The 24,021-nt window shown below is 73.5% G+C and carries 21 protein-coding genes and 2 pseudogenes; 11 read left to right on the top strand and 12 right to left on the bottom strand.

Annotated elements, in window-relative coordinates:
* Positions 1-101 precede the first annotated feature (101 nt).
* The 3 genes from IE274_RS02460 to IE274_RS02450 all read left to right on the top strand — a co-directional run bounded on the left by IE274_RS02460 (position 102) and on the right by IE274_RS02450 (position 6,003).
* Positions 102-3,899 carry an ABC transporter ATP-binding protein gene (locus IE274_RS02460; RefSeq protein ID WP_229909101.1) on the top strand — a complete coding sequence of 1,266 codons (3,798 nt, stop codon included), beginning with the start codon at positions 102-104 and terminating at the stop codon, positions 3,897-3,899.
* 126 nt (positions 3,900-4,025) lie between these two features.
* On the top strand, positions 4,026-4,418 hold the full coding sequence (locus IE274_RS02455; RefSeq protein WP_229909100.1) for a hypothetical protein: 393 nt from the start codon (positions 4,026-4,028) through the stop codon (positions 4,416-4,418).
* Between the two features lie 148 nt (positions 4,419-4,566).
* Positions 4,567-6,003: a S28 family serine protease gene (locus IE274_RS02450; protein WP_190113833.1), complete on the top strand. Its 1,437-nt coding sequence runs from the start codon at positions 4,567-4,569 to the stop codon at positions 6,001-6,003.
* Between the two features lie 129 nt (positions 6,004-6,132).
* On the opposite strand, the gene IE274_RS02445 is transcribed toward IE274_RS02450, so the two are convergent.
* The 3 genes and pseudogenes from IE274_RS02445 to IE274_RS02435 all read right to left on the bottom strand — a co-directional run.
* A complete protein-coding gene (locus IE274_RS02445) occupies positions 6,133-6,765 on the bottom strand; it encodes a hypothetical protein (protein ID WP_190114104.1) in 633 nt (210 codons plus the stop codon).
* 125 nt (positions 6,766-6,890) lie between these two features.
* Positions 6,891-8,687 carry a glycoside hydrolase family 3 protein gene (locus tag IE274_RS02440; protein ID WP_229909099.1) on the bottom strand — a complete coding sequence of 599 codons (1,797 nt, stop codon included), beginning with the start codon at positions 8,685-8,687 and terminating at the stop codon, positions 6,891-6,893.
* A 475-nt stretch (positions 8,688-9,162) separates the two neighbouring features.
* Positions 9,163-10,056: pseudogene (locus IE274_RS02435) on the bottom strand (LysR family transcriptional regulator); the annotation flags it as partial.
* Positions 10,057-10,205: 149 nt separating this feature from the next.
* On the opposite strand from IE274_RS02435, the gene IE274_RS02430 reads away from it, so the two are divergent.
* Positions 10,206-11,246: an EamA family transporter gene (locus tag IE274_RS02430; RefSeq protein WP_190113832.1), complete on the top strand. Its 1,041-nt coding sequence runs from the start codon at positions 10,206-10,208 to the stop codon at positions 11,244-11,246.
* The gene (locus tag IE274_RS02425; protein WP_190113831.1) at positions 11,243-12,133 is read left to right on the top strand and encodes a MerR family transcriptional regulator; all 891 of its coding nucleotides are present in this window, start codon (positions 11,243-11,245) and stop codon (positions 12,131-12,133) included. The genes IE274_RS02430 and IE274_RS02425 overlap by 4 nt, the downstream gene beginning before the upstream one ends.
* Before the next feature lie 64 nt (positions 12,134-12,197).
* Here the strand turns inward: IE274_RS02425 and IE274_RS02420 are convergent, their stop codons facing one another.
* From IE274_RS02420 to IE274_RS02405, 4 genes are all read right to left on the bottom strand, one after another.
* Positions 12,198-13,031, bottom strand: a complete 834-nt coding sequence (locus IE274_RS02420) for a sugar phosphate isomerase/epimerase family protein (RefSeq protein ID WP_190113830.1) — start codon at positions 13,029-13,031, stop codon at positions 12,198-12,200.
* Between the two features lie 322 nt (positions 13,032-13,353).
* The gene (locus IE274_RS02415; protein ID WP_190113829.1) at positions 13,354-14,292 is read right to left on the bottom strand and encodes a bifunctional helix-turn-helix transcriptional regulator/GNAT family N-acetyltransferase; all 939 of its coding nucleotides are present in this window, start codon (positions 14,290-14,292) and stop codon (positions 13,354-13,356) included.
* Between the two features lie 91 nt (positions 14,293-14,383).
* Positions 14,384-15,394 (bottom strand): SMP-30/gluconolactonase/LRE family protein, encoded by a 1,011-nt coding sequence (locus IE274_RS02410; RefSeq protein WP_190113828.1) that lies wholly within the window; start codon positions 15,392-15,394, stop codon positions 14,384-14,386.
* Positions 15,395-15,514: 120 nt separating this feature from the next.
* Positions 15,515-15,892 (bottom strand): nuclear transport factor 2 family protein, encoded by a 378-nt coding sequence (locus tag IE274_RS02405; RefSeq protein ID WP_190113827.1) that lies wholly within the window; start codon positions 15,890-15,892, stop codon positions 15,515-15,517.
* A 45-nt stretch (positions 15,893-15,937) separates the two neighbouring features.
* Between IE274_RS02405 and IE274_RS02400 the strand changes: the two are divergent.
* A pseudogene (locus tag IE274_RS02400) lies at positions 15,938-16,033 on the top strand (DNA mismatch repair protein MutT); the annotation flags it as partial.
* Positions 16,034-16,189: 156 nt separating this feature from the next.
* Positions 16,190-16,378 (top strand): hypothetical protein, encoded by a 189-nt coding sequence (locus IE274_RS02395; RefSeq protein ID WP_190114102.1) that lies wholly within the window; start codon positions 16,190-16,192, stop codon positions 16,376-16,378.
* Positions 16,379-16,424: 46 nt separating this feature from the next.
* Here IE274_RS02395 and IE274_RS02390 read toward each other — a convergent pair whose 3' ends face one another.
* Positions 16,425-17,477: a LacI family DNA-binding transcriptional regulator gene (locus IE274_RS02390; RefSeq protein WP_190113826.1), complete on the bottom strand. Its 1,053-nt coding sequence runs from the start codon at positions 17,475-17,477 to the stop codon at positions 16,425-16,427.
* Between the two features lie 185 nt (positions 17,478-17,662).
* Here IE274_RS02390 and IE274_RS02385 point away from each other — a divergent pair, with 185 nt between their 5' ends.
* The 3 genes from IE274_RS02385 to IE274_RS02375 are packed head-to-tail and all read left to right on the top strand — an operon-like array spanning position 17,663 to position 20,798.
* Positions 17,663-18,823 (top strand): Gfo/Idh/MocA family protein, encoded by a 1,161-nt coding sequence (locus tag IE274_RS02385; protein WP_190113825.1) that lies wholly within the window; start codon positions 17,663-17,665, stop codon positions 18,821-18,823.
* A gap of 11 nt (positions 18,824-18,834) precedes the next feature.
* Positions 18,835-19,950: a dihydrodipicolinate synthase family protein gene (locus tag IE274_RS02380; protein ID WP_229909178.1), complete on the top strand. Its 1,116-nt coding sequence runs from the start codon at positions 18,835-18,837 to the stop codon at positions 19,948-19,950.
* The gene (locus IE274_RS02375; RefSeq protein WP_190113823.1) at positions 19,947-20,798 is read left to right on the top strand and encodes a sugar phosphate isomerase/epimerase family protein; all 852 of its coding nucleotides are present in this window, start codon (positions 19,947-19,949) and stop codon (positions 20,796-20,798) included. The genes IE274_RS02380 and IE274_RS02375 overlap by 4 nt, the downstream gene beginning before the upstream one ends.
* Before the next feature lie 18 nt (positions 20,799-20,816).
* Here IE274_RS02375 and IE274_RS02370 read toward each other — a convergent pair whose 3' ends face one another.
* Positions 20,817-21,419, bottom strand: coding sequence for an ArsR/SmtB family transcription factor (locus IE274_RS02370; protein WP_190113822.1), 603 nt, complete (start codon positions 21,417-21,419; stop codon positions 20,817-20,819).
* Between the two features lie 152 nt (positions 21,420-21,571).
* On the opposite strand from IE274_RS02370, the gene IE274_RS02365 reads away from it, so the two are divergent.
* Positions 21,572-21,844, top strand: coding sequence for a hypothetical protein (locus tag IE274_RS02365; protein WP_190113821.1), 273 nt, complete (start codon positions 21,572-21,574; stop codon positions 21,842-21,844).
* Positions 21,845-21,910: 66 nt separating this feature from the next.
* On the opposite strand, the gene IE274_RS02360 is transcribed toward IE274_RS02365, so the two are convergent.
* The 3 genes from IE274_RS02360 to IE274_RS02350 all read right to left on the bottom strand — a co-directional run bounded on the left by IE274_RS02360 (position 21,911) and on the right by IE274_RS02350 (position 23,973).
* Complete coding sequence (locus tag IE274_RS02360; RefSeq protein WP_190113820.1) at positions 21,911-22,456, bottom strand: DUF937 domain-containing protein; 546 nt, start codon at positions 22,454-22,456, stop codon at positions 21,911-21,913.
* Between the two features lie 216 nt (positions 22,457-22,672).
* Positions 22,673-23,068: a D-ribose pyranase gene (rbsD, locus tag IE274_RS02355; RefSeq protein WP_190113819.1), complete on the bottom strand. Its 396-nt coding sequence runs from the start codon at positions 23,066-23,068 to the stop codon at positions 22,673-22,675.
* A complete protein-coding gene (locus IE274_RS02350) occupies positions 23,065-23,973 on the bottom strand; it encodes a ribokinase (RefSeq protein WP_190113818.1) in 909 nt (302 codons plus the stop codon). Before IE274_RS02350 ends, rbsD begins: the two co-directional genes overlap by 4 nt.
* Positions 23,974-24,021: the final 48 nt, after the last annotated feature.

The raw sequence follows: 24,021 nt of genomic DNA, 5'->3' as shown, positions 1-24,021 counted from the left end.
GGAACGGGGGCGCAGCCCCCAGCTGTTTTGTTGCGGCGGGATGAAATCGGTAGACCCCCGCGTTGGGCCTCTCGGCAGGTCAGGTCGACGGGAGGCGGACAGTGGCGGAGCAGCCGGTGACACCGGGGCAGCCGGAGAGTCCAGTGCAGGGGTGGGCCAAGCGGCTGTGGGGGTATGCGTGGCGGCACCCCCTGGACGTGGTGCTCGCGCTCGGCTCCTCGCTGGGCGGCATGGCCGTCATGGCACTGGTGCCCCTGTTCACGAAGGTCGTCATCGATGACGTGATCGGTGATCACAGCAGGTCGATGGGGCCCTGGGCCGCCGCCCTCATCGGCGCCGCGGTCCTCGTGTACGTGTTCACGTACATCCGGCGCTACTACGGCGGCCGCCTCGCCCTCGACGTGCAGCACGACCTGCGGACCGAGATGTACGACACGGTCACGCGCCTCGACGGGCGGCGGCAGGACGAGCTGTCGACCGGGCAGGTCGTGGGCCGGGCGACCAGCGACCTGCAGCTCATCCAGGGCCTGCTGTTCATGCTGCCGATGACCATCGGGAACGTCCTGCTGTTCGTGATGTCGCTGGTGATCATGGCGTGGCTGTCGCTGCCGCTGACCCTGGTCGCCCTCGCCGTCGCCCCCGCCCTGCTCTGGATCGCCCGCCGCAGCCGCTCCAAGCTGCACCCCGCCACCTGGTACGCGCAGGCGCAGGCCGCCGCCGTCGCGGGGGTCGTCGACGGTGCCGTCGGCGGTGTCCGCGTGGTGAAGGGCTTCGGGCAGGAGGAGCAGGAGACGGGGAAGCTCAGGGAGGTCGGCCGCAGGCTCTTCGCGGGTCGCCTTCGCACCATCAAGCTGAATGCGCGCTACACCCCCGCCCTGCAGTCCGTGCCGATGCTCGGCCAGGTCGCGATGCTGGCGCTCGGCGGCTGGCTCGCGGTCAAGGGCGAGATCACGCTCGGCACGTTCGTGGCGTTCTCCACCTACCTCGCCCAGCTCGTCGGCCCCGTCCGCATGCTCGCGATGGTCCTGACCGTCGCCCAGCAGGCCCGCGCGGGCGTGGAGCGGGTCCTGGAGCTGATCGACACCGAGCCGACGATGCGGGACGGCACGAAGGAGCTGCCGGACGACGCCCCGGCGACCGTCGAGTTCGACGACGTGTCGTTCGCGTACGAGGAAGGCCGCCCGGTCCTCGACGGGCTGAGCTTCGAGATACGCCCCGGCGAGACCCTCGCCGTCGTCGGCTCCTCCGGCAGCGGCAAGTCGACGGTGTCGCTGCTCCTGCCCCGCTTCTACGACGTGTCGCGCGGCGCCGTCCTCATCGGCGGCCACGACGTGCGCGAGCTGACGCAGGACTCGCTGCGCGCCGCCATCGGCCTGGTCCCCGAGGACTCGTTCCTGTTCTCCGACACCGTCCGCGCCAACATCGCCTACGGCCACCCCGGCGCCACCGACGAGGAGATCGAGCGCGCCGCCCGCGCCGCCCAGGCCGACGGCTTCATCGCCGAGCTGCCCGCGGGCTATGACACCAAGGTCGGCGAGCACGGCCTGACCCTCTCCGGCGGCCAGCGCCAGCGCGTCGCCCTGGCCCGCGCCATCCTCACCGACCCGCGCCTGCTCGTCCTGGACGACGCCACCTCGGCGGTGGACGCCCGCGTCGAGCACGAGATCCACGAGGCCCTCAAGCACGTCATGGAGGGCCGTACGACCCTCCTCATCGCGCACCGCCGCTCCACCCTGAACCTCGCCGACCGCATCGCCGTCCTCGACGGCGGCCGCCTCGCCGACATCGGCACCCACGCCGAGCTGGAGCGCCGCTCCCCGCTGTACCGGCGCCTGCTCACCGACCCCGACGAGCTGGGCGGCGTCTCGCCCGGCCACGTCGCCCCCGCCGCGCCCGCCGAGGCCGTCGAGGACACCTCCGTACGCGACGAGCTGGACGCCGAGTTCGACGCCGAGCGCGGCATCACCCCGCGCCTGTGGGTCGGCGACCGGGAGCCCCGGGACATCGCGATGTCCGGGACCCCGGCGACCCCCGAACTCCTCGCCCAGGTCGACGCGTTGCCGCCCGCCACCGACACCCCGGCCATCGACGAGGCGCGGGCCGTCACCGCCGAGGAGTCGTACGGACTGCGCCGCCTGCTGCGTGGCTTCGGCGCGCCGCTCGCCCTGAGCCTGCTGCTCGTCGCCGTCGACGCCGGGGTGGGCCTGCTGCTTCCCGTCCTGATCCGGCACGGCATCGACGAGGGCGTCTCCCAGCTCGCCCTCGGCGCCGTGTGGACCGCGTCCGCGCTCGCCCTCGTCGCCGTCGGCGTGCAGTGGGCGGCGCAGACCGGCGAGATCCGGATGACGGGCCGCACCGGCGAACGGGTCCTGTACGCGCTGCGCCTGAAGATCTTCGCGCAGCTCCAGCGGCTCGGCCTCGACTACTACGAGCGGGAGCTGACCGGGCGCATCATGACCCGGATGACCACGGACGTGGACGCCCTGTCCACGTTCCTGCAGACCGGCCTGGTCACCGCGTTCGTCTCCGTCGTCACCTTCTTCGGCATCCTGGTCGCGCTGCTCGTCATCGACGTCCAGCTCGCCCTCGTCGTGTTCGCGACGCTGCCGCTCCTGGTCGTCGGCACGTTCTTCTTCCGCCGCTCCAGCGTCAAGGCGTACGAGCTGGCGCGCGAGCGCGTGTCGGTGGTCAACGCCGACCTCCAGGAGATGGTGTCCGGGCTGCGGATCGTGCAGGCCTTCCGGCGCGAGCGCTCCGGCAGCGAGTCGTTCGCCGCGCGCAGCGCCGACTACCGCGCGGCCCGCATCCGCGGCCAGTGGCTGATCTCGGTGTACTTCCCGTTCGTGCAGCTCCTGTCGTCCGTGGCCGTCGTGGCCGTCCTGATGGTGGGCGCGCACCGGGTCGACGCGGGCACGCTCACCACCGGCGCCCTGGTCGCGTACCTCCTCTACATCGACCTGTTCTTCGCCCCCGTCCAGCAGCTCTCCCAGGTCTTCGACGGCTACCAGCAGGCGACCGTCTCCCTCGGCCGCATCCAGGAACTGCTCCAGGAACCCACGTCCACCAAGTCCGCCGACGAACCCCTCGACGTGCTCTCCCTGCGCGGCGAGATCGCCTTCGAGGACGTCGACTTCGGCTACGGCTCGGCCGCCGAGCCGGAGGCCGCGCTGAGCGGGGTCCGGCTGCACATCCCGGCCGGGCAGACCGTCGCCTTCGTCGGCGAGACCGGCGCGGGCAAGTCCACGCTGGTCAAGCTCGTCGCCCGGTTCTACGACCCGACGTCGGGCCGGGTCACGGTCGACGGCACCGACCTGCGCTCCCTGGACCTCACCTCGTACCGCCACCGGCTCGGCGTCGTCCCGCAGGAGGCCTATCTGTTCGCGGGCACCCTCCGCGACGCCATCGCCTACGGCCGCCCCGACGCCACCGACGCGCAGGTCGAGGCGGCGGCGCGGGCCGTCGGCGCGCACGACATGATCGCCACGCTCGACGGCGGCTATCTGCACGAGGTCTCCGAACGCGGCCGCAACCTCTCGGCCGGACAGCGCCAGCTCATCGCCCTGGCCCGCGCCGAGCTCGTCGACCCCGACATCCTGCTCCTGGACGAGGCCACCGCCGCCCTCGACCTCGCCACCGAGGCCCAGGTCAACCAGGCCACCGACCGCATCGCGGGCAAGCGTGCCCACCCGTCGCCCGACGACCACCCCGCGTCGAGCGCCGGCACGCGCACCACCTTGATCGTCGCCCACCGCCTCACCACGGCCGCCCGCGCGGACCGCGTGATCGTGATGGACCACGGCCGGGTCGCCGAGGACGGCACGCACGAGGAGCTGCTCGCGCTGGGCGGCCGGTACGCGCGGCTGTGGCGGACGTTCGTGGGGGAGCCGGTGGGGGCCTAGGGCTGTCCGATGGGTCCCGGGTTCCGGGCGCGGCAGAACTGAGAGGTGAGGTTCCGCAACCATCGGATGCGGATCCGGCGTCAGTACGTCAGTACGCTGATGCGGGGGTGTATGGGAGGGGCACACGTGAAGAGTGGTCGGATACGGCTGGGCCTGTCGACGGGCACCGCCGCGCTCGCGGCTGCCGTCCTGCTCGCACTCGCGGGACCCGGCGTCGGAGCCGCCGAGGCCGCCGGGCCCTGCCCCGGCCACAAGGCCCGCACCCTGACCTTCAGCACCGGCAAGGTCGTCCTCTACAAGAAACGCGGCTACGTCTGCGCCGTGACGTACGCCAAGAACCCCGGCGCCCGCAAGAAGATGTCGATCAGCGTGCAGGCCCGCGGCAGCCGCCCCGTGCGGGACGCGGGCACCTTCACCCGCCTCGCGGGCCCCGTGAAGGTGCACGCGGGACACCGCTGCGTCTGGATCAAGGGCTCGGTGGGCCGGGCGAAGGTCAGCTCGGGCTGGATCCTCTGCTGAGCCCGAGTTGTCCGGTCAGCGGATGTCCCCGTCCTCTCAGTGAATTTTCCTGAGCCTTCTTTGTTCGCTTTGTCCTCAATGTGCCCTGGTGTGCGACGAGTTGCTCGGTTAGGTTCCGGTCAATCGCTGCGCCGACAGGGGAGGATGCATGCGCAAGACCCTCAGATGGGTGCTCTCGCTCGTGGTGCTCATAGGCACCGTGGGCTTCACCGGAGTCACCGCCACGGCGGCGACCGACGCCGAACAGGGCGCGCCCGCCGCACAGAAGGACATCAAGGACCGGCTCCTCGCCATCAAGGGCATGAGCCTGATCGAGGAGAAGCCGTACGACGGCTACCGCTTCTTCGTCCTCAACTACACCCAGCCGGTCGACCACCGGCACCCGTCCAAGGGCACGTTCCAGCAGCGCATCACCGTGCTGCACAAGGACACCGCCCGGCCCACCGTCTTCTCGACCTCGGGCTACGGACTCAACACCAACCCGGGCCGCGCGGAGCCCACCCGCCTCATCGACGGCAACCAGGTCTCCATGGAGTACCGCTTCTTCACGCCGTCCCGCCCCGCGCCCGCCGACTGGTCGAAGCTGAACATCTGGCAGGCCGCCACCGACCAGCACCGCATCTTCAAGGTCCTCAAGCCGATCTACGGCAAGAAGTGGCTGTCCACGGGCGCCTCCAAGGGCGGCATGACCGCCACCTACTTCGAGCGCTTCTACCCGCGTGACATGGACGGCGTCGTCGCCTACGTCGCGCCCAACGACGTCAACAACCGCGAGGACTCCGCGTACGACCGCTTCCTCGACACCGTCGGCACCAAGGAGTGCCGCGCGAAGATCGAGGCCGTGCAGCACGAGTCGCTCGTGCGGCGCGCGCCCATGAAGAAGCTGTACGCCGACTTCGCCGCCGCCAACAACCACACCTTCAAGACCATCGGCGGCATCGACAAGGCCTTCGAGGCCGTCGTCCTCGACGTCAACTGGGGCTTCTGGCAGTACCAGCCGGCCGCCACCGCCTGCGCCGACGTGCCCGTCGCCAAGACCGCCAGCGATGCCACGCTGTTCGGCTGGATCGACGAGGTCGGCGGCTGGGCCTCCTACACCGACCAGGGCCTTGAGTACTACACGCCGTACTACTACCAGGCCGGTACGCAGCTCGGTTCCCCCGACATCAAGCAGCCCTGGCTCAAGGGCCTCAGCCGCTACGGGTACCAGCCGCCGCGGAACTTCGTGCCCCGGGAGATCCCGATGAAGTTCCAGAAGAACGCCATGAAGGACGTCGACCGGTGGGTGCGGCACAACTCCCACCGCATGCTGTTCGTGTATGGCGAGAACGACCCGTGGGGCGCCGAGCCGTTCCGGCCCGCGCGCGGTGCCAAGCACGACTCCCACGTCCTGACCGCGCCCGGCGCCAACCACGGCGCCAACGTGGCCGGGCTCGCCGCCGCGGACAAGGCCAAGGCCACCGAGCGGATCCTCGCCTGGGCCGGGGTGCCCGCCGCTCAGGCCGCTCAGGCGAAGCCGCTGGCGCCCTACGACGCGAAGCTCGACCGTCGAGACCGGGACCGGGAGCAGATGCTGCGGCGGTAGGCCGTCGCGGGGCGCCCCAGTCCCGCCCCTTTCCCGAAACCGGGGCTCCGCCCCGGACCCCGCTCCTCAAACGCCGGACGGGCTGATTTCAGCCCGTCCGGCGTTTGAGGACGAGGCGCGGAGCGCCGATCAGCGGGGCGCCTGCACCCGCACCGCACACCCCACCGGCCGCCCCCCACCCAGAGCCACATACAGCCGCGTGCCCGCAGGGCAGAGGTCGCGGGAGCGGACGGCCGCGACCACGCGGTACTCGGGGGCCCGCCGCCCCGACCCCTCGCAGGCGGTCTCCCGGACCTGCCCCCGCCCGGCCCCGTACACACAGTCCCCGACGACGGTACGAGGCCCGCCCCCGGCCCCGGGATCCCCGGGATGCGGCGACTCCAGATTGCGCATGCAGGCGTACCCCTGGGGCACGGCCCCGTCCCCGTCCTCGTCGACGGAGGGCCGATTGGCGCTGATGTGGAGGACGAAGTCGGTCCGCCCGGGACAGCGGGGCCCGTCCCCGACCCGCCCCCCGTGCCGGGCGATGACCCGGGCGGCGGCCCGCTCGCTGCCGCAGGGCACCTCGGTGAAGGCCTCCCGCCCCCGTGAACTGCACTCGTCCGCACCGAGGAAGACCGATCCGGTCCCGGCGGACCCGGCGGGCGAGGTGTCGCCGGAGGGCCCGGATCCGGAGCCGGGGGACTTCTGGCACCCGGTCAGGGCGAGCGCGGCGACGAGCAGCGTGCCACCGCACGCCACCACCGCTCCCGACACCCGCATGGCCGGACCCCCCGACACGTACGCCATGTGCACCCAGCGTGACCCCGCGCGGCGGGCGCACGCCAGCCGCGCGGGGGGCTTTGCGCACGTTGGCCCCGGCGCTGGCGGCGGGCTGCGTACGCCTGCTACGCCTGCGGGTCGGCGGTGGCGTAGGGCTCGTACGAGAGTCCGTAGCCGATGGGGTACCGCACCTGCCCGGGGTCGTCCGGGCTCGGCACCGGCACGGGCAGGCGGCCGACGGGCCGGACGCGGCCCGCGAGGACGCGGGCGGCGGCGCGGAGTTCGACGTCCGTCCAGGAGTACGCGGCGAGGGCGGCGGTCACGCCGGGGAGCCGGGTCACGTCGTGCGGGGTGCGGACGGAGACGGTGACGACGGGCGGGCCCCCGGGGGTGGCTGTGAGGGCCGTCACCAGGGCGTGCTGGCGGTCGCCGTCCGTGACGTCGTACGTCGTGACGATCACGGCGTCGTGGCCGGAGGCCGCCTCGGCGAGCGCCTTGTCGACGGCTTCGGGGGACGGCTCCATGCCGGTGCTCAACGCCGTTGCGGTGAAGCCGAGTTCGGTGAGGGCGGCGGCGAGGACGGTGGTCGGCGGTCCGGTGGTGCCCGACGGCGAGACCGGGTCGGCGCCGAGGACCAGGAGGCGGCGGTGGGTGTCGGGGGACAGGGGGAGCAGGCCGCCCTCGTTGCGCAGGAGCGTCGTGGTGCGCTCGGCGATGCGGTCGGCGGCGGCGAGATGGCCGGCGCTGCCGACGGTGGCGTCGACGTCGGCCTCGGTCGTGTACGCCTGCTCGAACAGGCCCAGCTTCCGCTTGAGCCGGAGAATGCGCAGGACGGACTCGTCGATGCGGGCCTCGGTCAGCTCGCCGTCGCGGACGGCCTGGAGGACCGCGTTCCACGCGAGTTCGGGCTGCGGCGGGTGCAGCAGCTGGTCGACGCCCGCCTTGAGGGCGAGGACGGCGACACGGTCGTCCCCGTACTTGGTGCGCACCCCCTGCATGGACAGGGAGTCGGTGACGATCACGCCGTCGTGGCCGAGCTGTTCGCGCAGGATGCCGGTGACGATGGGGTACGAGAGCGTCGCGGGGTCGAGCGCCGGGTCGAGCGCGGGCACCACGATGTGCGCGGTCATCACCACGTCGATGCCGGTGGCGAGCGCGGCGCGGAACGGCGGGGCGTCCAGCTCCTCCCACTGCTCGCGGGTGTGGTGGATGTGCGGCAGCGCGGAGTGGCTGTCGGTCTCGGTGTCGCCGTGGCCCGGGAAGTGCTTCACGGCCGGGGCGATGCCCGCCTGCTCGTAGCCCTCGATCTGCGCGGTCACGAACGCGGCCACCGCGTCCGGGCCCGCGCCGAAGGACCGTACGCCGATGACCGGGTTGGCCGGGTTCACGTTGACGTCGGCGGACGGGGCGTAGTTCTGGAAGATGCCGAGCGCGCGCAGCTCGGCGCCCGCGATCCGGGCCGCCTCGCGGACGTCGTCGGCGGAGCCGCCCGCGCCGAGCGCCATCGCGCCCGGCAGGAGCGTGGCGGGCGCGCCGATGCGGGCGACGATGCCGTGCTCCTGGTCCACGGAGAGCAGCAGCGGTACGCCCGGTGAGGTGGCGTGGGCCACGCGCTGCACGTCGTTGGAGAGCGCCGCGAGCTGGTGCGGGTCGCGGGTGTTGTGGGCCCAGCCGAAGTAGATGAGCCCGCCCGGACGGTACTTGGCGACGGCGTCGGCGGCGGTGCGCACGCCGAGCTCCCGCTCGTTCAGCTCGATGTCGGCCGGGTCCGGGGCGCTCGCGTGCTGCCCGTACACATGCAGGACGAAGAGCTGGCCGACCTTCTCTTCGAGCGTCATGCGGGAGAGCAGGGCGCGCGGGTGGGCGTCGTGGTCGTCGGGGGTGTCCTGGCCGCTGGGGGTGGAGTGGGAGTCGTGAGGCACCTGCCACGGATATCCCGTGGGGTGCGGTGGGTCAAGAGTGTGGCGGCCGTCGGTCGCGGACGGGTGTCGAAGGGGCCGCCACCGATGCAAGGGAGGGGCGCACCGGTGGCGGCGCGCTGCCGGCCACGGGCGGCGGAGAGGGTGGTCAGCGTTCGCAGCCAGCAGCGATGCCGACACCGCCTCGCGGAGACTCTCCGGCAGCGTGCCCCTTGGACGCCGGGGCGCGCGCCAGGGTTCCCGAACAGCCCCCGATCGCCGGAAGTTGGTGCGACTGGGGGGCGTGGGGTCAGCTCGCACCCCGCGACGGCCTCTCGGGGGCTTCAGCGTGCGGTCCGCCGCCCGGGTCGGTGGGTGGTCCGCCGTCCGTCTCGGCGTGCGGTCCGCTGTCCGCGTCGGCGTGCGGTCCGCTGTCCGCGTCGGCGTGCGGTCCGCCGCCCGCGTCGGCGTGCGGTCCGCCGCCCGTCTCGCCCGGCTCCCGCACCCACGCCTCCCGCAGCACCCGCACCGCCTCCGCGATCGCCGGGCGCCGCGCCGCCCCCGTCCGCCACACCGCGTACAGCCTGCGCACCGGCAGCGGATCGAGGTGGACCGCCGTCACCCCCGCCGGCAGCGGGCCGCGGCCGAGGCGCGGGATCACGGCGATGCCCAGACCGGCCGCGACCAGCGCGATCAGGGTGGGGTTCTCCTCGGCGCGGTGCACGATGTCCGGCTCGCAGCCCGCCGCCCGCATCGTCCGCAGCAGCCAGTCGTGGCACACCCGCCCCGGCGGCTGCGAGATCCACCGCTCGCCCCGCAGCTCCTCCCGCCGCACCGACGTCCGCCCGGCCAGCCGGTGCCCGGCCGGGACCAGGAGGTCGCACAAGTCGTCGCCGATCACGGCCTGTTCGACGCCGGGCGGCGCGGGCAGCGGCGCGATGTCCCAGTCGTGCGCGACCGCCAGGTCCGCGGCGCCCTTGGCGACGAGGTCCACCGACAGGTGCGGCTCGATCTCCGACAGGCGCGCGTCGAGCGCCGGGTGGCGGCGGGCCAGCTCGGCGAGCACCCCGGGCAGCAGGCCGCGCGCCGCCGACGCGAACGCCACGACCGTCAGGCGCCCGGCCGGGACGCCCCGCCGCTCCTCCAGGTCCGTCTCCGCGCGCTCCACGATCGCCAGCAACTCCTGCGCCGCCTCGACGAGCCGCACCGCCTCCTCGGTCAGGGCCACGCCCCGGCCCCGCCGCTCCAGCAACGTCGTACGGGTCTCCCGCTCCAGCTTGGCGATCTGCTGGGACACGGCGGAGGCCGTGTAGCCGAGCGCCGCGGCGGCGGCGCCGACGGTGCCGTGGACGGACACGGCGTGCAGGGCGCGGAGCCGGGCGAGATCCAGCACGGGGGTCACCTCGTCTCTCAGCGGTCGAGTCCCGGCGGTCGAAGGACGTCTCCGGTGCGGCCGGGGGAGCCATTCCTAAGCAACGCTTCAGGCAATCATGAAGAAACTCGCGCTGGTGCTGAACACTCGGGTCGCGTGATCCTCGACGCATGCGCCCCACCCACATCCTCCTCGCCGTCCTGGTCGCCGCCCTCTGGGGCGTCAACTTCGTCGTCATCGAGGTAGGCCTCGACCACTTCCCGCCCCTCCTCTTCTCCGCCCTGCGGTTCCTCGTCGCGGCGCTGCCCGCCGTGTTCTTCGTCGGCCGCCCCAAGGTCGCCTGGAAGTGGCTGGTGGGCGTGGGTCTCGCGCTCGGCGTGGCCAAGTTCGGGCTGCTGTTCATCGGCATGGACGCGGGGATGCCGGCCGGTCTGTCGTCGCTCGTCCTCCAGATCCAGGCCGTGTTCACCGCGCTCATCGCCTTCGCCGTACTGGGTGAACGCCCGGCCCGGATACGGGTGTTGGGCATGGCGGTCGCCCTCGCGGGCATCGGGGTCGCGGCCGTCCACGAGGGCGCGTCCGGACCGCTCACCGCCTTCGGCCTGACCGTCGCCGCGGCGGCCTGCTGGGGCGTGTCGAACGTCCTCACCCGCAAGGCCTCGCCGCCCGACGCCCTGAACTTCATGGTGTGGGTGAGCACCGTCCCGATCCTCCCCCTCCTCGCCCTCTCGCTCCTCTTCGAGGGCCCCGCACGCGACCTCGACGCGCTGCGCTCCCTCGACTGGCAGGGCGTGGGGATCATCGCGTACGTCGCGTGGGTCACGACCGTGTTCGGCTTCGGCGTCTGGGGCTACCTGCTGCGCCGCTACCCGGCGTCGACGGTCGCCCCGTTCTCGCTTCTGGTCCCGGTCTTCGGCATGTCGTCGGCCGCGCTGTTCCTGGGCGAGTCGGTGGGCGGGCTGCAGTGGTGCGCGGCGGCGCTGCTGGTGTGCGGGGTGGCGCTGACGTCGCTGCCGGGCCGGAGCCGGGGGAAGTCCGCTGCGGCGTCCTCGGCGTCCTCGGCGTCCTCGGTGTCCTCGGTGTCCTCGGCGTCCTCGGTGTCCTCGGCGTCCCAAGCACCCCAGGCGTCCCCGGTCTCTCCGCCGCCCTCCCCGCCCGCCCCGGAGACGTACGCTGACGAAGTGATCCCGGAACCCGCGCCCCGAGCATGACCCCGCGCCCCGCGCGGCCGCTTCCCAAGGCCCTGCGCCCCATCGACCTGGCCCGGATGGCGGGCGTCTCCACCCAGCTCGTACGCGACTACGCCGACGCGGGCATCCTGCCGCCCACCCCCCGCACCCCCTCCGGCTACCGCCGCTTCGCCCCCGTCCACGGCCGGGCCCTGCTGGCCTACCGCGCCCTGGCGAAGGGCTTCGGCCCCGACACGGCGCGGGCGGTGATGCGGGCGGTGCACGCGGGGGAGGTACCCGAGGCGCTGCGCCTGCTGGACGCCGCGCACGCGGAGCTGCATGCGGAGCGGGAGGCGCTGCGGGAGACGGGGGAGGCGTTGGCGGATGTGGCCGGTGGGGATGTGGGGGCGGGGTCGGCGTCCGTGGGAACGGCGTCTGCGGGGTCGGCGTCCGTGGGGTCGGCGTCTGCGGGGTCGGCGTCTGCGGGGTCGGCGTCCGTGGGGTCGGCGTCCGCCGCTTCGGGGCTGGCCGGGTCGGGGCCCACGGGGGCGCCCGTCGCGGCCGCGGCGCCGTCCCGCCCGGCCCTGACCGTCGGCGAGGTCGCCGCCCGGGTCGGCGTGCGGACGTCGGCGCTGCGGGTCTGGGAGTCGGCGGGGCTGCTGGCGCCCGCGCGGGAGCGGGGCACCGGGTACCGCCGTTACGGCGCGGCGGACATCCGCGACGCCCGCATGATCACCATGCTCCGGCAGGCCGGTTACCCCCTGCCCGCGATCCGCCCCGTCCTGGACGGCCTCCGCGAGACGGGCAGCAGCGAGGCGCTGCGAGCGGCGTTGGCCCGCCGCCAGGAGGAGCTGACGCGGAGGTCGCGGGCGATGCTGGCGGGGGCGGGGTTGTTGGACGGGTACTTGGGCGGGGGCAGGGAGGCCTGAGCGGTTCGGGTGGCCCGGGGCACCGGCGGGCCGACACCGACCCGCGGGGGCGCACCCGGCTCCCTCAGGCCGACTCCGTGAGCAACCGCGCCAGCAACTCCCGCCCTGGCCCGAGCAGTTCGGGCAACGGTGCTGCCCCCTCGTACCACCGCTTCTCGTACTCCCAGCACAGCCAGCCGTCCCAGCCCTTGCGGGTCAGGAGTTCCACGCACTCGGCGAGGGGCAGGACGCCCGCGCCGAGGGGGAGCGGGGTGGTGTCGTCGGCGCTCGCGATGTCCTTGACCTGGATGTAGCCGAGGAACGGGGACAGCGCGGCGTAGGTGTCGGCGATCTGCTCGCCGCCGAGCCAGGTGTGCATCACGTCCCACAGGGCCCCGGCGTGCCGGTGGCCGACGGGGCCGAGGACGCGGGCCGCGGCGGCGCCGGTGCGGTGCGAGTCGTGGGTCTCCAGGAGGATGCGGACGCCGACGTCGGCGGCGTACTCGGCGGCGGTGCCGAGCCGTCGCGCGGCTCTCGCGTCGGCCTCGTCCCGCTGCTCCTGGGACGGCTCGGGGCCGTCGGCCGAGGAACCGCCGGGGAATCCGCCGGGAAAGACACGGACGAACGGCGCGCCGAGGTCCCTGGCCAGGCCGAGCAGCGTCCTGATCTCGTCCAGGACGGGCTCGTCGGCACCGGGCGCCGCGACGCGCGGGTACCCCGCGATGCCGAGGACGTCGATGCCCGCGTCCTTGAACTCGGCGGCCACGTCGGCCCGTTCGGTGAGGCCGAGGCCCGGGTGGACGGGTTCCTCGGGGTGTGCGCGCAGCTCGACGCCGTGATAGCCGTGGGTGACGGCGAGGCGCAGTACGTCCGGGACGGGCATGCCGGGTACGCCGAGCGTGGAGAAGGCGAGTTTCATGGCCGAACTTCTTTCCCGAGGACGCCGACGGAAACGCCCCTGGAGAGGGGTGAGGGGCGGGGTGCCCCGTAAGGGGCACCCCGCAAGAGGCGCGGTGCCGAGCGCCCCGTAAGCGGCGCGGTACTGAGTGCCCCGTATGGGGCGCGGGGAACTGCGCGACAAGCCACAGCGAACCCGCAGCCGCACAGACAGGCCGACCAAGCAGACGCAACCGCGGACTTCCCTCGCCCGAGGGCGGCGGCCGAGCCCCCTGGCGGGACGGCCGAGCCCCCTGGCGGGACGGCCGAACCCCCTGACGGGGCGCCCCACGCCCTGTCGCAGCTCAAAGCGCCCCGCTCTGCACCTGCAACCGCCAGTCCTGCCCCACCAGATCCACCCCGAACGACCGGTGCGCCTTCTCCGCCACCAGCACGAACCCGTGCCGCTGATAGAGGGGCCGGGCCGCGGCCAGCACGTCGTTGGTCCACAGCACCAGCTCCCGGTACCCCACCTCCCGGGCGAACTCCACCACCGCCCCCACCAGCCGATCCCCGATGCCGAGCCCCCGAGCCTCCGGCTCGACGAGCAGCAGCCGCAGCCGCGCCGTGCCCGGCGCCTCGTCGCGTACGCACATCACGCACCCGACGGGCCGCCCGTCCAGCTCGGCGATCCACACCCGCTCCAGGTACGGGTCGTGGTCCTGCGCGAAGTCGGCGACGATGCGGGCCACCAGGCCTTCGTAGTCGGCGTTCCACCCGAACTCGGCGGCGTACACCGCGCCGTTGCGCTGCACGATCCACCCCAGCTCGCCCGCCACGGGCTCGCGCAGCAGCACGTCGTCGGCGCGGGGCGGGCGGCGGGTGCCGTCGGACAGGACGGCGCGGACGGTCGCCATGGCGGCCGTGAGCCGCTCACGCTCGGCGGCCGGAACGGTCGCGAGGAGCGAGCCGACCGCCTCCCGCGACCGCTCGTCGAGCAGTTCGGCGGCGGTGCGCCCGCGCGGGGTGAGCGTGACGCGCCGCCGCCGCGGATCCCGCTCCGACGGCGTCCGCTCGACCAGCCCGTCCTCCTCGAACTTGGCCAGGATGCGGCTCAGGTACCCGGCGTCCAGAGAGAGTTCACCCCGCAGATCGGCGACGTCGGTGCGCGGCGAGTGGGCCAGTTCGTACAGCACCCGGGACTCGGTGAGGGTGTAGGGCGCGTACAGGTGGCGGCTGTAGTCCAGCGCGCCGATGAGATTCGTGTAGAAGCGGTTGAAGGAACGGATCTCCTGAACGCTCACGCGCCACCACCTCTCCCGGCGGATAGTTGACTCAGTCAGAGATGCAACTCCGAGCATACGACCGGAACCGGCCAGGAGCCATGGCCTGACATCACCTGGCCGTGGCCCCGGGCAGCGGCACGGCGACGACGTCGTACGTGGTGTCGGGCGCGGGCGGAGTCGTGAACCGGGCGTTGACCAGGTAGAGGCGGTCGCCGAAGCGGGCGGCGGTCGCGGGAACGTCGAGGCGGGGGTCGGTGAGGCGATGGCGCAGGACGGCGCTGCGCCCATCGGCCCCGAGCCGGAACCCGGTGACGACGTTGAGCCGGTTCTGCACCACGAACAACGTGCGCCCCACCCGCACGAGACCGTCGCCGTACTGCACGTCGGCCGCGCCCTTCAGCCGGATCTCCACAGCGTCACCGCTGCGCGCGTCGACCCGGTACAGCCGCCCGGCGGGCAGACTCCTGACGACGATCAGCCCCCGCCCGTCAGGAGTGGACGTGATGCCGTTGGCGTTGATGACACCGGGCTCCTGCTGCCAGTCCCCACCGAGCCGCACCCGGCGGACGTCCCCCCGGCGCCCGCGCCCACGCGGTACGCCGTACAGCACCCGGTCACTCGAATCCGTGAACCAGGCGCGGTCCTCCGCAAGGTGCACATCATTGATGAAGTGGCCGGTTTCCGCCGCGAGTTGGTACGTGGCCACGATCGCGCCGGTGCGCAGATCCAGCACGCGCGCGGTACCGCTGGCGCCCCCGGCGACGTACAGCAGCCCGTCCCGCCCGGCCTTCATCCCGACGGCGGGGACGCCGGGCGCGCCCGCGTGCAGCAACTCGCCCCGCCCGGTGCGCAGATCGGCCCGGTACACGCCCCCGGTGCCCAGCGACCCCACATAGGCGTACGGCGCTCTCCCGACGGCGATGCCCTCGGGCCGAAACCCGTTGGGCAGCGGGAAGGTGCTGGGCCAGCCGCCGCGCCCGGACGCGGCCCGCGCGGCGCCGGTACCCGCGGCGACGGCGACGGCGGAGGCGACGGCGGAGGCGACCGCACCGGCGAGCACGGTGCGACGGGGCGTGCCGACCGGCCCGGACGCGCGGGCCGAGGGATTCTCTGGGGCCATGGTTCAACTCTCCGCATCGACTGGCAGGGAAGGAGACGAACTCCCCTTCAGCTTCGGCGAGCAGAGCCCACTTGGGTACCCGGAGTTCCCGCCGGTATCACGCCCCTCAAGCGAACGGACTCAGGAGCCGGACGGCTTGATCTCCCCGGCGAACACGATGATCTGGTCGATGAGACTCCGCCGCAGATGCACGACATCCGTGCCCGCGAGCCGCGGCCCCCCGTCCGGCGTGGTGAAGACCCACTGGTACCGGGCCCACTCGTCCGGCATGTCCACCGCCGAGCACCGCACCATGGTCCCGGCCCCCGCCGGATGCCGCCGAAGATCCAGCACGAACCGCTCGACCTCCTCGATCCCCTCCCGCTGCCCGAGCGGCCCCCAGAAGACCACGTCCGAGGTCAGGGCCTGGGAGAGCAGGGTCGTCACCCGACTGTCGTCCGGGGCGTTGAAGGCGGAGATGAACGTGTCGATCGCGGACTGCGCGGCCTCTTCCTGCATGCACCAGTCATACCAGTACCCGTTCGAGGCGCGTCAGACCGCCTGATGGCACGGACCGGGTACCACGACGATCCGGACGCCCCGGAACCCAACAGCTTGGTCGTGGCTGCCTCCGCCGTCGTGACCGGTGACCAGGGCCGGGCACGCCACCGTCCCCATTTGAGACTTGTCGCGTTACGCGAGTCGCTGACCTGCCAGGATTCTGGAAAAGTCCCCAGAGCAACTTCAATGAAATGCTGGAACCCACGAGTGGGCGGTGGCATCGGCCCCGCCCCGAGTGCGCCTGTGGAGGCCGTCGTGAAGTTCCTGCTCGAAGTCGACGTCGACGACACCGCGTCCGCGGAGGACACCACCCGGGAGCTGGGGCGCATCCTCCGTTACTGGGCGGGCAACCTGCGGTACTACGGCATGGAGCCCGGGGCGGGCGAGACCGTCCTCGATTCCGCCCATCGGGAGGTCGGCCGGTGGACGATCACGGGGGCCTGAGGCGGGCCCGGGGCGACCGGGGGTGACGGGAGGCGGCCCGGAGGCCTCAGGCCCGGCGCGGCGCCCCCGTGGAGCCGCGCACCATCAGTTCGCCGTGGACCGTCGCGATGCCCCCGGGCGGCTCCTCCTCGCGGCCCATGGCGATCCGCCCGGCCCGCGCCCCCGCCTCGTACAGGGGAAGCCGCACCGTCGTCAGCGCCGGGACCGCGTCGATGCTGAAGGGGAGGTCGTCGAAGCCCGCCACCGAGACGTCGTCGGGGATGGTCAGGCCGCGGTCGCGCAGAGCCGCGCAGGCGCCCAGGGCCACCGTGTCGTTGGCGGCGACGACGGCGGTCAACTCGGGGGCGCGGCGCAGGAGTTCGAGGGTGGCGTCGTAGCCGGAGCGGCGGTCGTAGGGGCCGTGCAGGGTCAGGCGGGGGTCGTCGGGGACGCCCGCGGCGGCGAGGGCCTCCTGGTGGCCCTCCAGGCGGTGGCGGGTGGTGGTGCGCTCCGTGGGGCCCGCGATGTAGCCGATGCGGCGGTGGCCCAGGCCGATGAGGTGGTCGGTGAGGCGGCGCCCGCCGCCTCGGTTGTCGAAGGTCAGGGCCACCGCGTCGGGCGCCTCGTCGGCGGGCGGCCGCCCGCACAGCACCACCTGCGAGCCCGCCTCGCCGAGCCGCCGCAGCTTCCCGCCGATCGCCGCCGCGTGCGGCGCGTCCTCGATGGCGCCGCCGGTCACCACGACGGCCGCGGCCCGCTGGCGCTGGAGCAGGGTCAGGTAGGTCAGCTCGCGCTCGGGGGAGCCGCCGGTGTTGCAGACGACGGCCATCCGCTCGCCCCCGGCCCGCCCGCCGGGCCCGGTGATCTCCGACTGGACCGCGCTCGCCATGATCCCGAAGAACGGGTCGGCGATGTCGTTGACGAGGATGCCCACCAGGTCCGAGGTCGCGGCGGCCAGCGAGCTCGCGGGGCCGTTCAGGACGTACTCCAGGTCGTCCACCGCGCGCAGTACGCGCTCCCGCGTCGCCGCGGCGACGGGGTAGTTGCCGTTCAGTACGCGGGACACGGTGGCGGGGGACACCTGGGCGCGAGCCGCCACGTCCGCCAGGGTCACGGTCATCTGTTGGCCTCCGGTCTTGTACGAACCTTGTCCGGCAGGCTAGCTTCTCCCCAATAGAAAGCGCTTGCTACGCATGGAGTGACGCACCGGGCCCAAGAACCCCGCCGGGCACAGGACCACCGCCCCGCCCACCGCCCCCGCCCACCCGCCGCGCGCCCAGCGCCCCGCGCCTACGGAGGAACCACGTGACACGCAAGACGGTCCGCATCGCCATGAACGGCGTGACGGGACGCATGGGTCACCGCCAGCACCTGGTCCGCTCGATCCTCGCGCTGCGCGAGGAGGGCGGCCTCGACCTGGGCGACGGCACCCGGCTGTGGCCGGAGCCGGTCCTCGTGGGCCGCAGGGAGCACGCGCTGCGCGAGCTCGCCGGGCGCCACGGCCTCACGCACTGGTCGACCGACCTGGACGCCGTCCTCGCCGACCCCGAGGTCGACATCTACTTCGACGCGCAGGTCACCTCGGCCCGCGAGGACGCGATCAAGAAGGCGCTCGCCGCCGGCAAGCACCTCTACACCGAGAAGCCCTCCGCCACCTCCTTCGCCGCCGCCCTCGACCTGGCCCGGCGCGCCCGGGACGCCGGCGTCAAGCACGGCGTCGTCCAGGACAAGCTCTTCCTGCCGGGCCTGCGCAAGCTGAAGCGCCTGGTGGACGGCGGTTTCTTCGGGCAGATCCTGTCCGTGCGCGGCGAGTTCGGCTACTGGGTCTTCGAGGGCGACTGGCAGGAGGCCCAGCGCCCGTCGTGGAACTACCGGACCGAGGACGGCGGCGGCATCGTCGTCGACATGTTCCCGCACTGGGAGTACGTCCTGCACGAACTGTTCGGCCGGGTGCGCTCCGTGCAGGCGCTCGCCGTCACCCACGTGCCGCAGCGCTGGGACGAACGCGGCAAGCCGTACGACGCCACGGCGGACGACGCCGCGTACGGCGTCTTCGAGCTCGACGGGGGCGCCGTCGCGCAGATCAACTCGTCCTGGGCGGTCCGGGTGCACCGCGACGAACTGGTCGAGTTCCAGGTCGACGGCACCGAGGGCTCGGCCGTCGCGGGCCTGCGCGGCTGCCGCTTCCAGCACCGCGCGGCCACCCCGAAGCCGGTCTGGAACCCCGACCTGCCCGCCGCGCACTCCTTCCGCGACCAGTGGCAGGAGGTGCCCGACAACGGGTCCGCGGGCGAGTCCGACAACGGCTTCAAGGCACAGTGGGAGCTGTTCCTGCGACACGTGTACGCCGACGCGCCCTACCGCTGGGACCTGTTCGCGGGCGCGCGGGGCGTGCAACTGGCGGAGCTGGGGCTGCGGTCGTCGGCGGAGGGGCGCCGGATCGACGTACCGGAGATCGCGCTGTGAACGCGGCGTCCGTGCCCTCCTCGCCCTCCTCGCCCCCTGCATCCCCCTCACCCCCCTTGCGCACCCGCACCGTCTTCGCCGCCGCCCACGTCGTCGCCGACCCGCGTGCCGACGTGTCCCCGGACGACCCCGCCGCCGTCGACTGGGACGCCACCCTCGCCTTCCGCCGCCATCTGTGGGCACACGGCCTGGGCGTCGCCGAGGCCATGGACACCGCGCAGCGCGGCATGGGCCTGGACTGGGCGGGCGCGGCCGAGCTGATCCGGCGGTCGGCGGCGGAGGCCGAGGCGGTGGGCGGCCGGATCGCGTGCGGCGTCGGCACGGACCAGCTGACCTCGCCCGCGGCGACCCTCGCCGACGTACGGCACGCGTACGAGGAGCAGTTGGGCCTCGTGGAGGGGACCGGCGCGCGGGCCATCCTGATGGCGTCGCGCGCGCTGGCGGCCGTGGCGCGCGGCGCCGACGACTACCTGGCCACGTACGACCACCTGCTCCGCCAGGCCGCCGCTCCCGTGATCCTGCACTGGCTGGGCCCCATGTTCGACCCGGCACTCGCGGGCTACTGGGGCTCGGCCGGCCTGGACGCCGCCACGGACACCTTCCTGGAGGTGATCGCCGCGCACCCCGGCAAGGTGGACGGCGTGAAGATCTCGCTCCTGGACGCGGACCGCGAGGTCGCCCTGCGCCGCCGCCTGCCGGACGGGGTGCGCTGCTACACGGGCGACGACTTCCACTACCCCGACCTGATCGCGGGCGACGACCAGGGCCACAGCGACGCGCTCCTCGGCGTCTTCGACCCGCTGGCACCCCTCGCGGCCCGAGCCGTACGCGCCCTGGACGCGGACGACCCCAAGGCCTTCCGCGAACTCCTCGACCCCACCGTCGAGTTGGCCCGCCACCTCTTCCAGCCGCCCACCCGCTTCTACAAGACGGGCGTCGTCTTCCTGGCCTGGCTGGCCGGACACCAGAGCCACTTCACGATGGTCGGCGGCTGGCAGTCGGCGCGCTCGCTGCCGCACCTCACCCGGGCGTACGAACTGGCCGCCGACCTGCACCTGTTCCCCGACCCGGACCTGGCCGCGTACCGCATGCGGACGCTCCTGACGATCCACGGAGTCACCCCATGACCCCCGCCCCGCCCCGCGCCCCGGCCCACTTCAGCATCAACCAGATGACGGTGAAGCAGCTCTCGCTCCCCGAACTGGTCACCGCCTGCGCCGACTTGGGCATCCGGGGCGTCGGCCTGTGGCGCCAGCCGGTCAGGGAGTACGGGGTGGAGGCGGCCGCGAAGCTGGTGCGGGGCGCCGGTCTGACCGTCACCACGCTCTGCCGGGGCGGCTTCTTCACCGCGCGCGACCCCGCCGAACGGGCCCGTGCCCTGGCCGACAACCGCGCCGCCGTCGACGAGGCCGCCACCCTCGGCACCGACACCCTGGTCCTGGTCTCCGGCGGCCTCCCCGCCGGCGACCGGGACCGCGACCTGCCCGCCGCCCGCGAACGCGTCGCCGACGCCCTCGCCGACCTCGCCCCCTACGCCGCCGCCCGCGCCGTCCGCCTCGCCATCGAACCCCTGCACCCGATGTACGCCGCCGACCGCTGCGTGGTCTCCACCCTCACCCAGGCCCTCGACCTGGCCGAACGCTTCCCCGCCGACCAGGTCGGCGTCTGCGCCGACACGTACCACATCTGGTGGGACGACCAGGCCCCCGCCGCCCTCACCCGCGCCACCACCACGGGCCGCCTGCACGCCTTCCAACTCGCCGACTGGACCACCCCGTTGCCCCACGGCGTCCTCACCGGCCGCGGCCAACTCGGCGACGGCGCCGTCGACTTCCGCTTCTGGCGCTCCCTGGTCGAGTCCTCCGGCTTCACCGGCCCGATCGAGGTCGAGCTCTTCAACGACACCCTGTGGGCGGGGGACGGCCGGGAGGTGCTGGGGGAGACGGTGCGGAGGTATCTGGCGCACGCCTGCTGAGCCTGCCCGGCCCGCCCGTCACTCGTCGTCAGGCACGGTCGGCAGGGTGGGCCGGGGGCCTTCGTCGGGCACGACCACCAGGCGTACGGCCACCTGCCGTGAGCCGGGCGGGTGGTCGCCCGGCTCGGACTGGTACTTGCGCAGCAGTGTCTGGTACTCCTCGGCGAACGCGGCGACCTGCTCCTTCGTCATCCGCAGCCCGGAGCGATGGATCTGGTTCCAGCCCGCGGAGGCGTCGTACCCGGCGTACGCGCGCACGACCAGGTTCAGGTCCTGGGTCATCTTGAGCGCGCCGATCTTGACGGCGGCCTCGCGTTCGTCGGCCGTCAGCTCCAGGCCCGGCGGCGTGAAGATGTCCGTCATGAGCGACTTCCACCAGCGCTCCCGGCCGGTGGACCGCTCCTCGATCTCGGCGATCAGCTTCAGGTCGGCGAGTTTGCGCAGGTGGTAGCTGGTGGTGCCGGTGCTCTCGCCGAGGGCCTTGGCGACGCTGGTGGAGTTCGCTTCGCCGTGCTCGCCCAGATAGCTCAGGATGTCGCGGCGCACCGGGTTGGACAGCGCCTTGTAGAAGGCCTTGAGGTCCGGGCCGGTGAGGACTCTCTTCTCGGGGCGCTCGACCATGCCGACCAGGGTACTGCAGAGAGTCTCTGCAGTTGTTGCAGAGATTGTTTGCAGAATCTCTCTGCAATGGCTACGTTGGTTCAAGGGGCGCCAACGGGCGCCGGAGCGCTCGGGGGTCGAGATGCGGAAGAACCGGGCGGGGGTGGCCGACCATGGCTGACTCGCTGGATGCCCAGTTGCGGGACGAGATCGACGACCAGGTCGCGGAGGCGTTCGATGCCTACCTGGCCGACAGGCTGGCCGAACCGGGGCCACTGCGCACGGCACTGGAGCTGAGGCGCGGCACCAGACTGGTGCTCGGCACGGTCGCACTGGGCGCACTCGCCACGGCGCTGGCGCCGGACGGAAGCGCCGTCGTCTGCTGGATCTGGGGTGCGATCGCGGTGATGAACCTCGCCTGGCTGCAGGCCGCACGCCGCTGTTGACGGGTCCAGGGCGCGGCGTTTGACGGGTGCGGGGCGCGGCGCTCGCGGGCGTGCCGCCGCGTGCGGCTACTTCTTGCCGCTCCCCAGAATGTCGCCCAGCAGATCCCCGAGCCCGCCCCCGCTCCCGCCGCCGCCCTGACCGGCGGTGGGCGCCGCACCCGGCGCGGCGCCGGAGGACCCGGTCCGCTGCGTCTTCTGGGCGCGCTTCGTGAGCACCGCGAGAACCACCGGGATCAGGAGTTCCACCGCGCGCGTCACCGTCGCCACCGGGAGGCCGGTCTTCTTCGCGACCGCGTTCGCCACCGGGCGGCTCAGCTTGCCGAGCATGCCTGCCATGACGCCGCCGCCGAGCAGCCCGCCGAGGCCGCCGCCCAGGGTGGCCACGCCCTGGAGGGGGGCCTCCGCCGTGAAGGCCTGGCGCACCTCGGCCGCCTCCGCCGGGTCGGCCGCCTGGGCCTTGTCCCGCAAGGAGCCGGACAGCGTCGAGACCGTCTCGCCCACGACGGCCTGCGCCGCGGCCGGGTCTGTGCCGAGCGCGTCGGCGATCTCCTGGAGCCTGTCGTCGCCCAGCTCGGTCAGTACGTCCTGCTCGAATGAGGTGTCGTCGCTCATGGGCGAAACGCTACGTCCGCGGTGGTTCGTCGGCGCGCTGAAATCTTCCGGGGGAACTTGCCGACGGCGTGCAACCCTTCCGCCACCATGCGTGTCGTACTGGGTGTCAGAAGCTCTGGAGGGGGGATCCGGGGGGATCCGCGGAGCAACTGACAAGGGGAGGGAAACCGAGGGGGCCCGGTCGACGGACAGGGCCCCCTCGAAACGTTCCCGGGCTCAGAAGAAGACCCCGCACGTCAGCAACGCGTTCGCGTACGGACTCGCCTCGCCCGTCCGCACCACGAGCCGCGCCCCCGCCGACAGCTCCTTCAGCTCCTCGTGCGGCACCCACCCCAGCGCCGCCCCCGGAAACCGCCGCTCCAGCAACGCCGCCGCCCCCGGATTCGCGTCCCGCACCTCCCGCGCCGCCACCGCACCCTCCACCACGAGCTCCGCGAGCAGCCCGTCCAGGACCTGCGCGAACGACGGCACCCCGGCGACGAACGCCAGGTCCACCACCCGCGGGCCCGCCGGAATCGGCATGCCCGCGTCGCACACCAGGACCCGGTCACCGTGACCCAGCTCCGCCAGCGCGCCCGACAGATGGCGGTTGAGTATCCCGGCCTTCCTCACAGCGCGGCCACCTCAGGACCCGACGGGTACGACACCTGCGCGCCCGCCCGCGTCACCGCGAGCGCCCCCACCTTCGCCGCGTAGCGCGCCGCCGACTCCAGGCCCTCGCCCGCGCCGAGCCGCCACGCGAGGGCCGCCGTGAACGCGTCCCCGGCACCCGTCGTGTCCACGGCGTCCACCGTCACCGACGGCACCCGCGCCATCCCGTCCGGGCCCGCCACCAGCGCGCCATCGCCGCCGAGGGTCACCACCACCGACCTCGGGCCGAGCGCCAGCAGCCCCTTCGCCCACTCCTCCGGCGCGTCGGGGACGTCCGCCCCGGCGCCCCGCAGGACCACCCGCGCCTCGTGCTCGTTCACCACGAGGGGATCGCAGGCCGCCAGGACCTCGTGCGGCAGGGGAGCGGGCGGCGACGGGTTCAGGACCAGGCGGGTCTCCGCGGGCAGGGCGCGGACCACCTCCGCGACCGTGTCGAGGGGGATCTCCAGTTGCACCGACACCACCCGGGCCGCCTGGAAGAGGCTCCCGGCCGCCCGTACGTCCTCGGGTGTCAGGCGCGAGTTCGCGCCCGGCGCCACCACGATGCTGTTGTCGCCCGACGGGTCCACCGTGATCAGCGCGACCCCGGTCGGCGCGCCGCCCACCAGGACCCCCACCGTGTCCACCCCCGCCGACCGCTGCGAGTCCAGGAGCAGCCGCCCGTACGCGTCGTCGCCGACCCGCGCCAGGAGCGCCGTGCGCGCGCCGAGCCGGGCCGCCGCCACCGCCTGGTTCGCGCCCTTGCCGCCCGGGTGGACGGCCAGGTCCGAGCCGAGGACCGTCTCGCCCGCGGCGGGCCGCCGCTCGACGGCGGTCACCAGGTCGGCGTTGGCCGAGCCCACGACCAGCAGGTCGTAGTCATGCATCGTGGTTCTGCCTTTCCAGTCTTTCCCCGTGTACGTGCGCCTCCGCGC

Source organism: Streptomyces flavofungini, assembly GCF_014650815.1.
Lineage (GTDB): Bacteria > Actinomycetota > Actinomycetes > Streptomycetales > Streptomycetaceae > Streptomyces > Streptomyces flavofungini.
The sequence above is the reverse complement of the archived record's forward strand: the minus strand, read 5'-3'. Positions and strand labels throughout refer to the sequence as shown.

Bases quoted from the DNA above. Each gene is read 5' to 3' on its own strand.
- IE274_RS02450 (WP_190113833.1), top strand. From the start codon at position 4,567: ATGCGCAAGACCCTCAGATGGGTGCTCTCGCTCGTGGTGCTCATAGGC.
- IE274_RS02445 (WP_190114104.1), bottom strand. From the start codon at position 6,765: ATGCGGGTGTCGGGAGCGGTGGTGGCGTGCGGTGGCACGCTGCTCGTC.
- IE274_RS02430 (WP_190113832.1), top strand. From the start codon at position 10,206: ATGCGCCCCACCCACATCCTCCTCGCCGTCCTGGTCGCCGCCCTCTGG.
- IE274_RS02425 (WP_190113831.1), top strand. From the start codon at position 11,243: ATGACCCCGCGCCCCGCGCGGCCGCTTCCCAAGGCCCTGCGCCCCATC.
- IE274_RS02420 (WP_190113830.1), bottom strand. From the start codon at position 13,031: ATGAAACTCGCCTTCTCCACGCTCGGCGTACCCGGCATGCCCGTCCCG.
- IE274_RS02410 (WP_190113828.1), bottom strand. From the start codon at position 15,394: ATGGCCCCAGAGAATCCCTCGGCCCGCGCGTCCGGGCCGGTCGGCACG.
- IE274_RS02405 (WP_190113827.1), bottom strand. From the start codon at position 15,892: ATGCAGGAAGAGGCCGCGCAGTCCGCGATCGACACGTTCATCTCCGCC.
- IE274_RS02390 (WP_190113826.1), bottom strand. From the start codon at position 17,477: ATGACCGTGACCCTGGCGGACGTGGCGGCTCGCGCCCAGGTGTCCCCC.
- IE274_RS02375 (WP_190113823.1), top strand. From the start codon at position 19,947: ATGACCCCCGCCCCGCCCCGCGCCCCGGCCCACTTCAGCATCAACCAG.
- IE274_RS02370 (WP_190113822.1), bottom strand. From the start codon at position 21,419: ATGGTCGAGCGCCCCGAGAAGAGAGTCCTCACCGGCCCGGACCTCAAG.
- IE274_RS02365 (WP_190113821.1), top strand. From the start codon at position 21,572: ATGGCTGACTCGCTGGATGCCCAGTTGCGGGACGAGATCGACGACCAG.
- IE274_RS02360 (WP_190113820.1), bottom strand. From the start codon at position 22,456: ATGAGCGACGACACCTCATTCGAGCAGGACGTACTGACCGAGCTGGGC.
- IE274_RS02350 (WP_190113818.1), bottom strand. From the start codon at position 23,973: ATGCATGACTACGACCTGCTGGTCGTGGGCTCGGCCAACGCCGACCTG.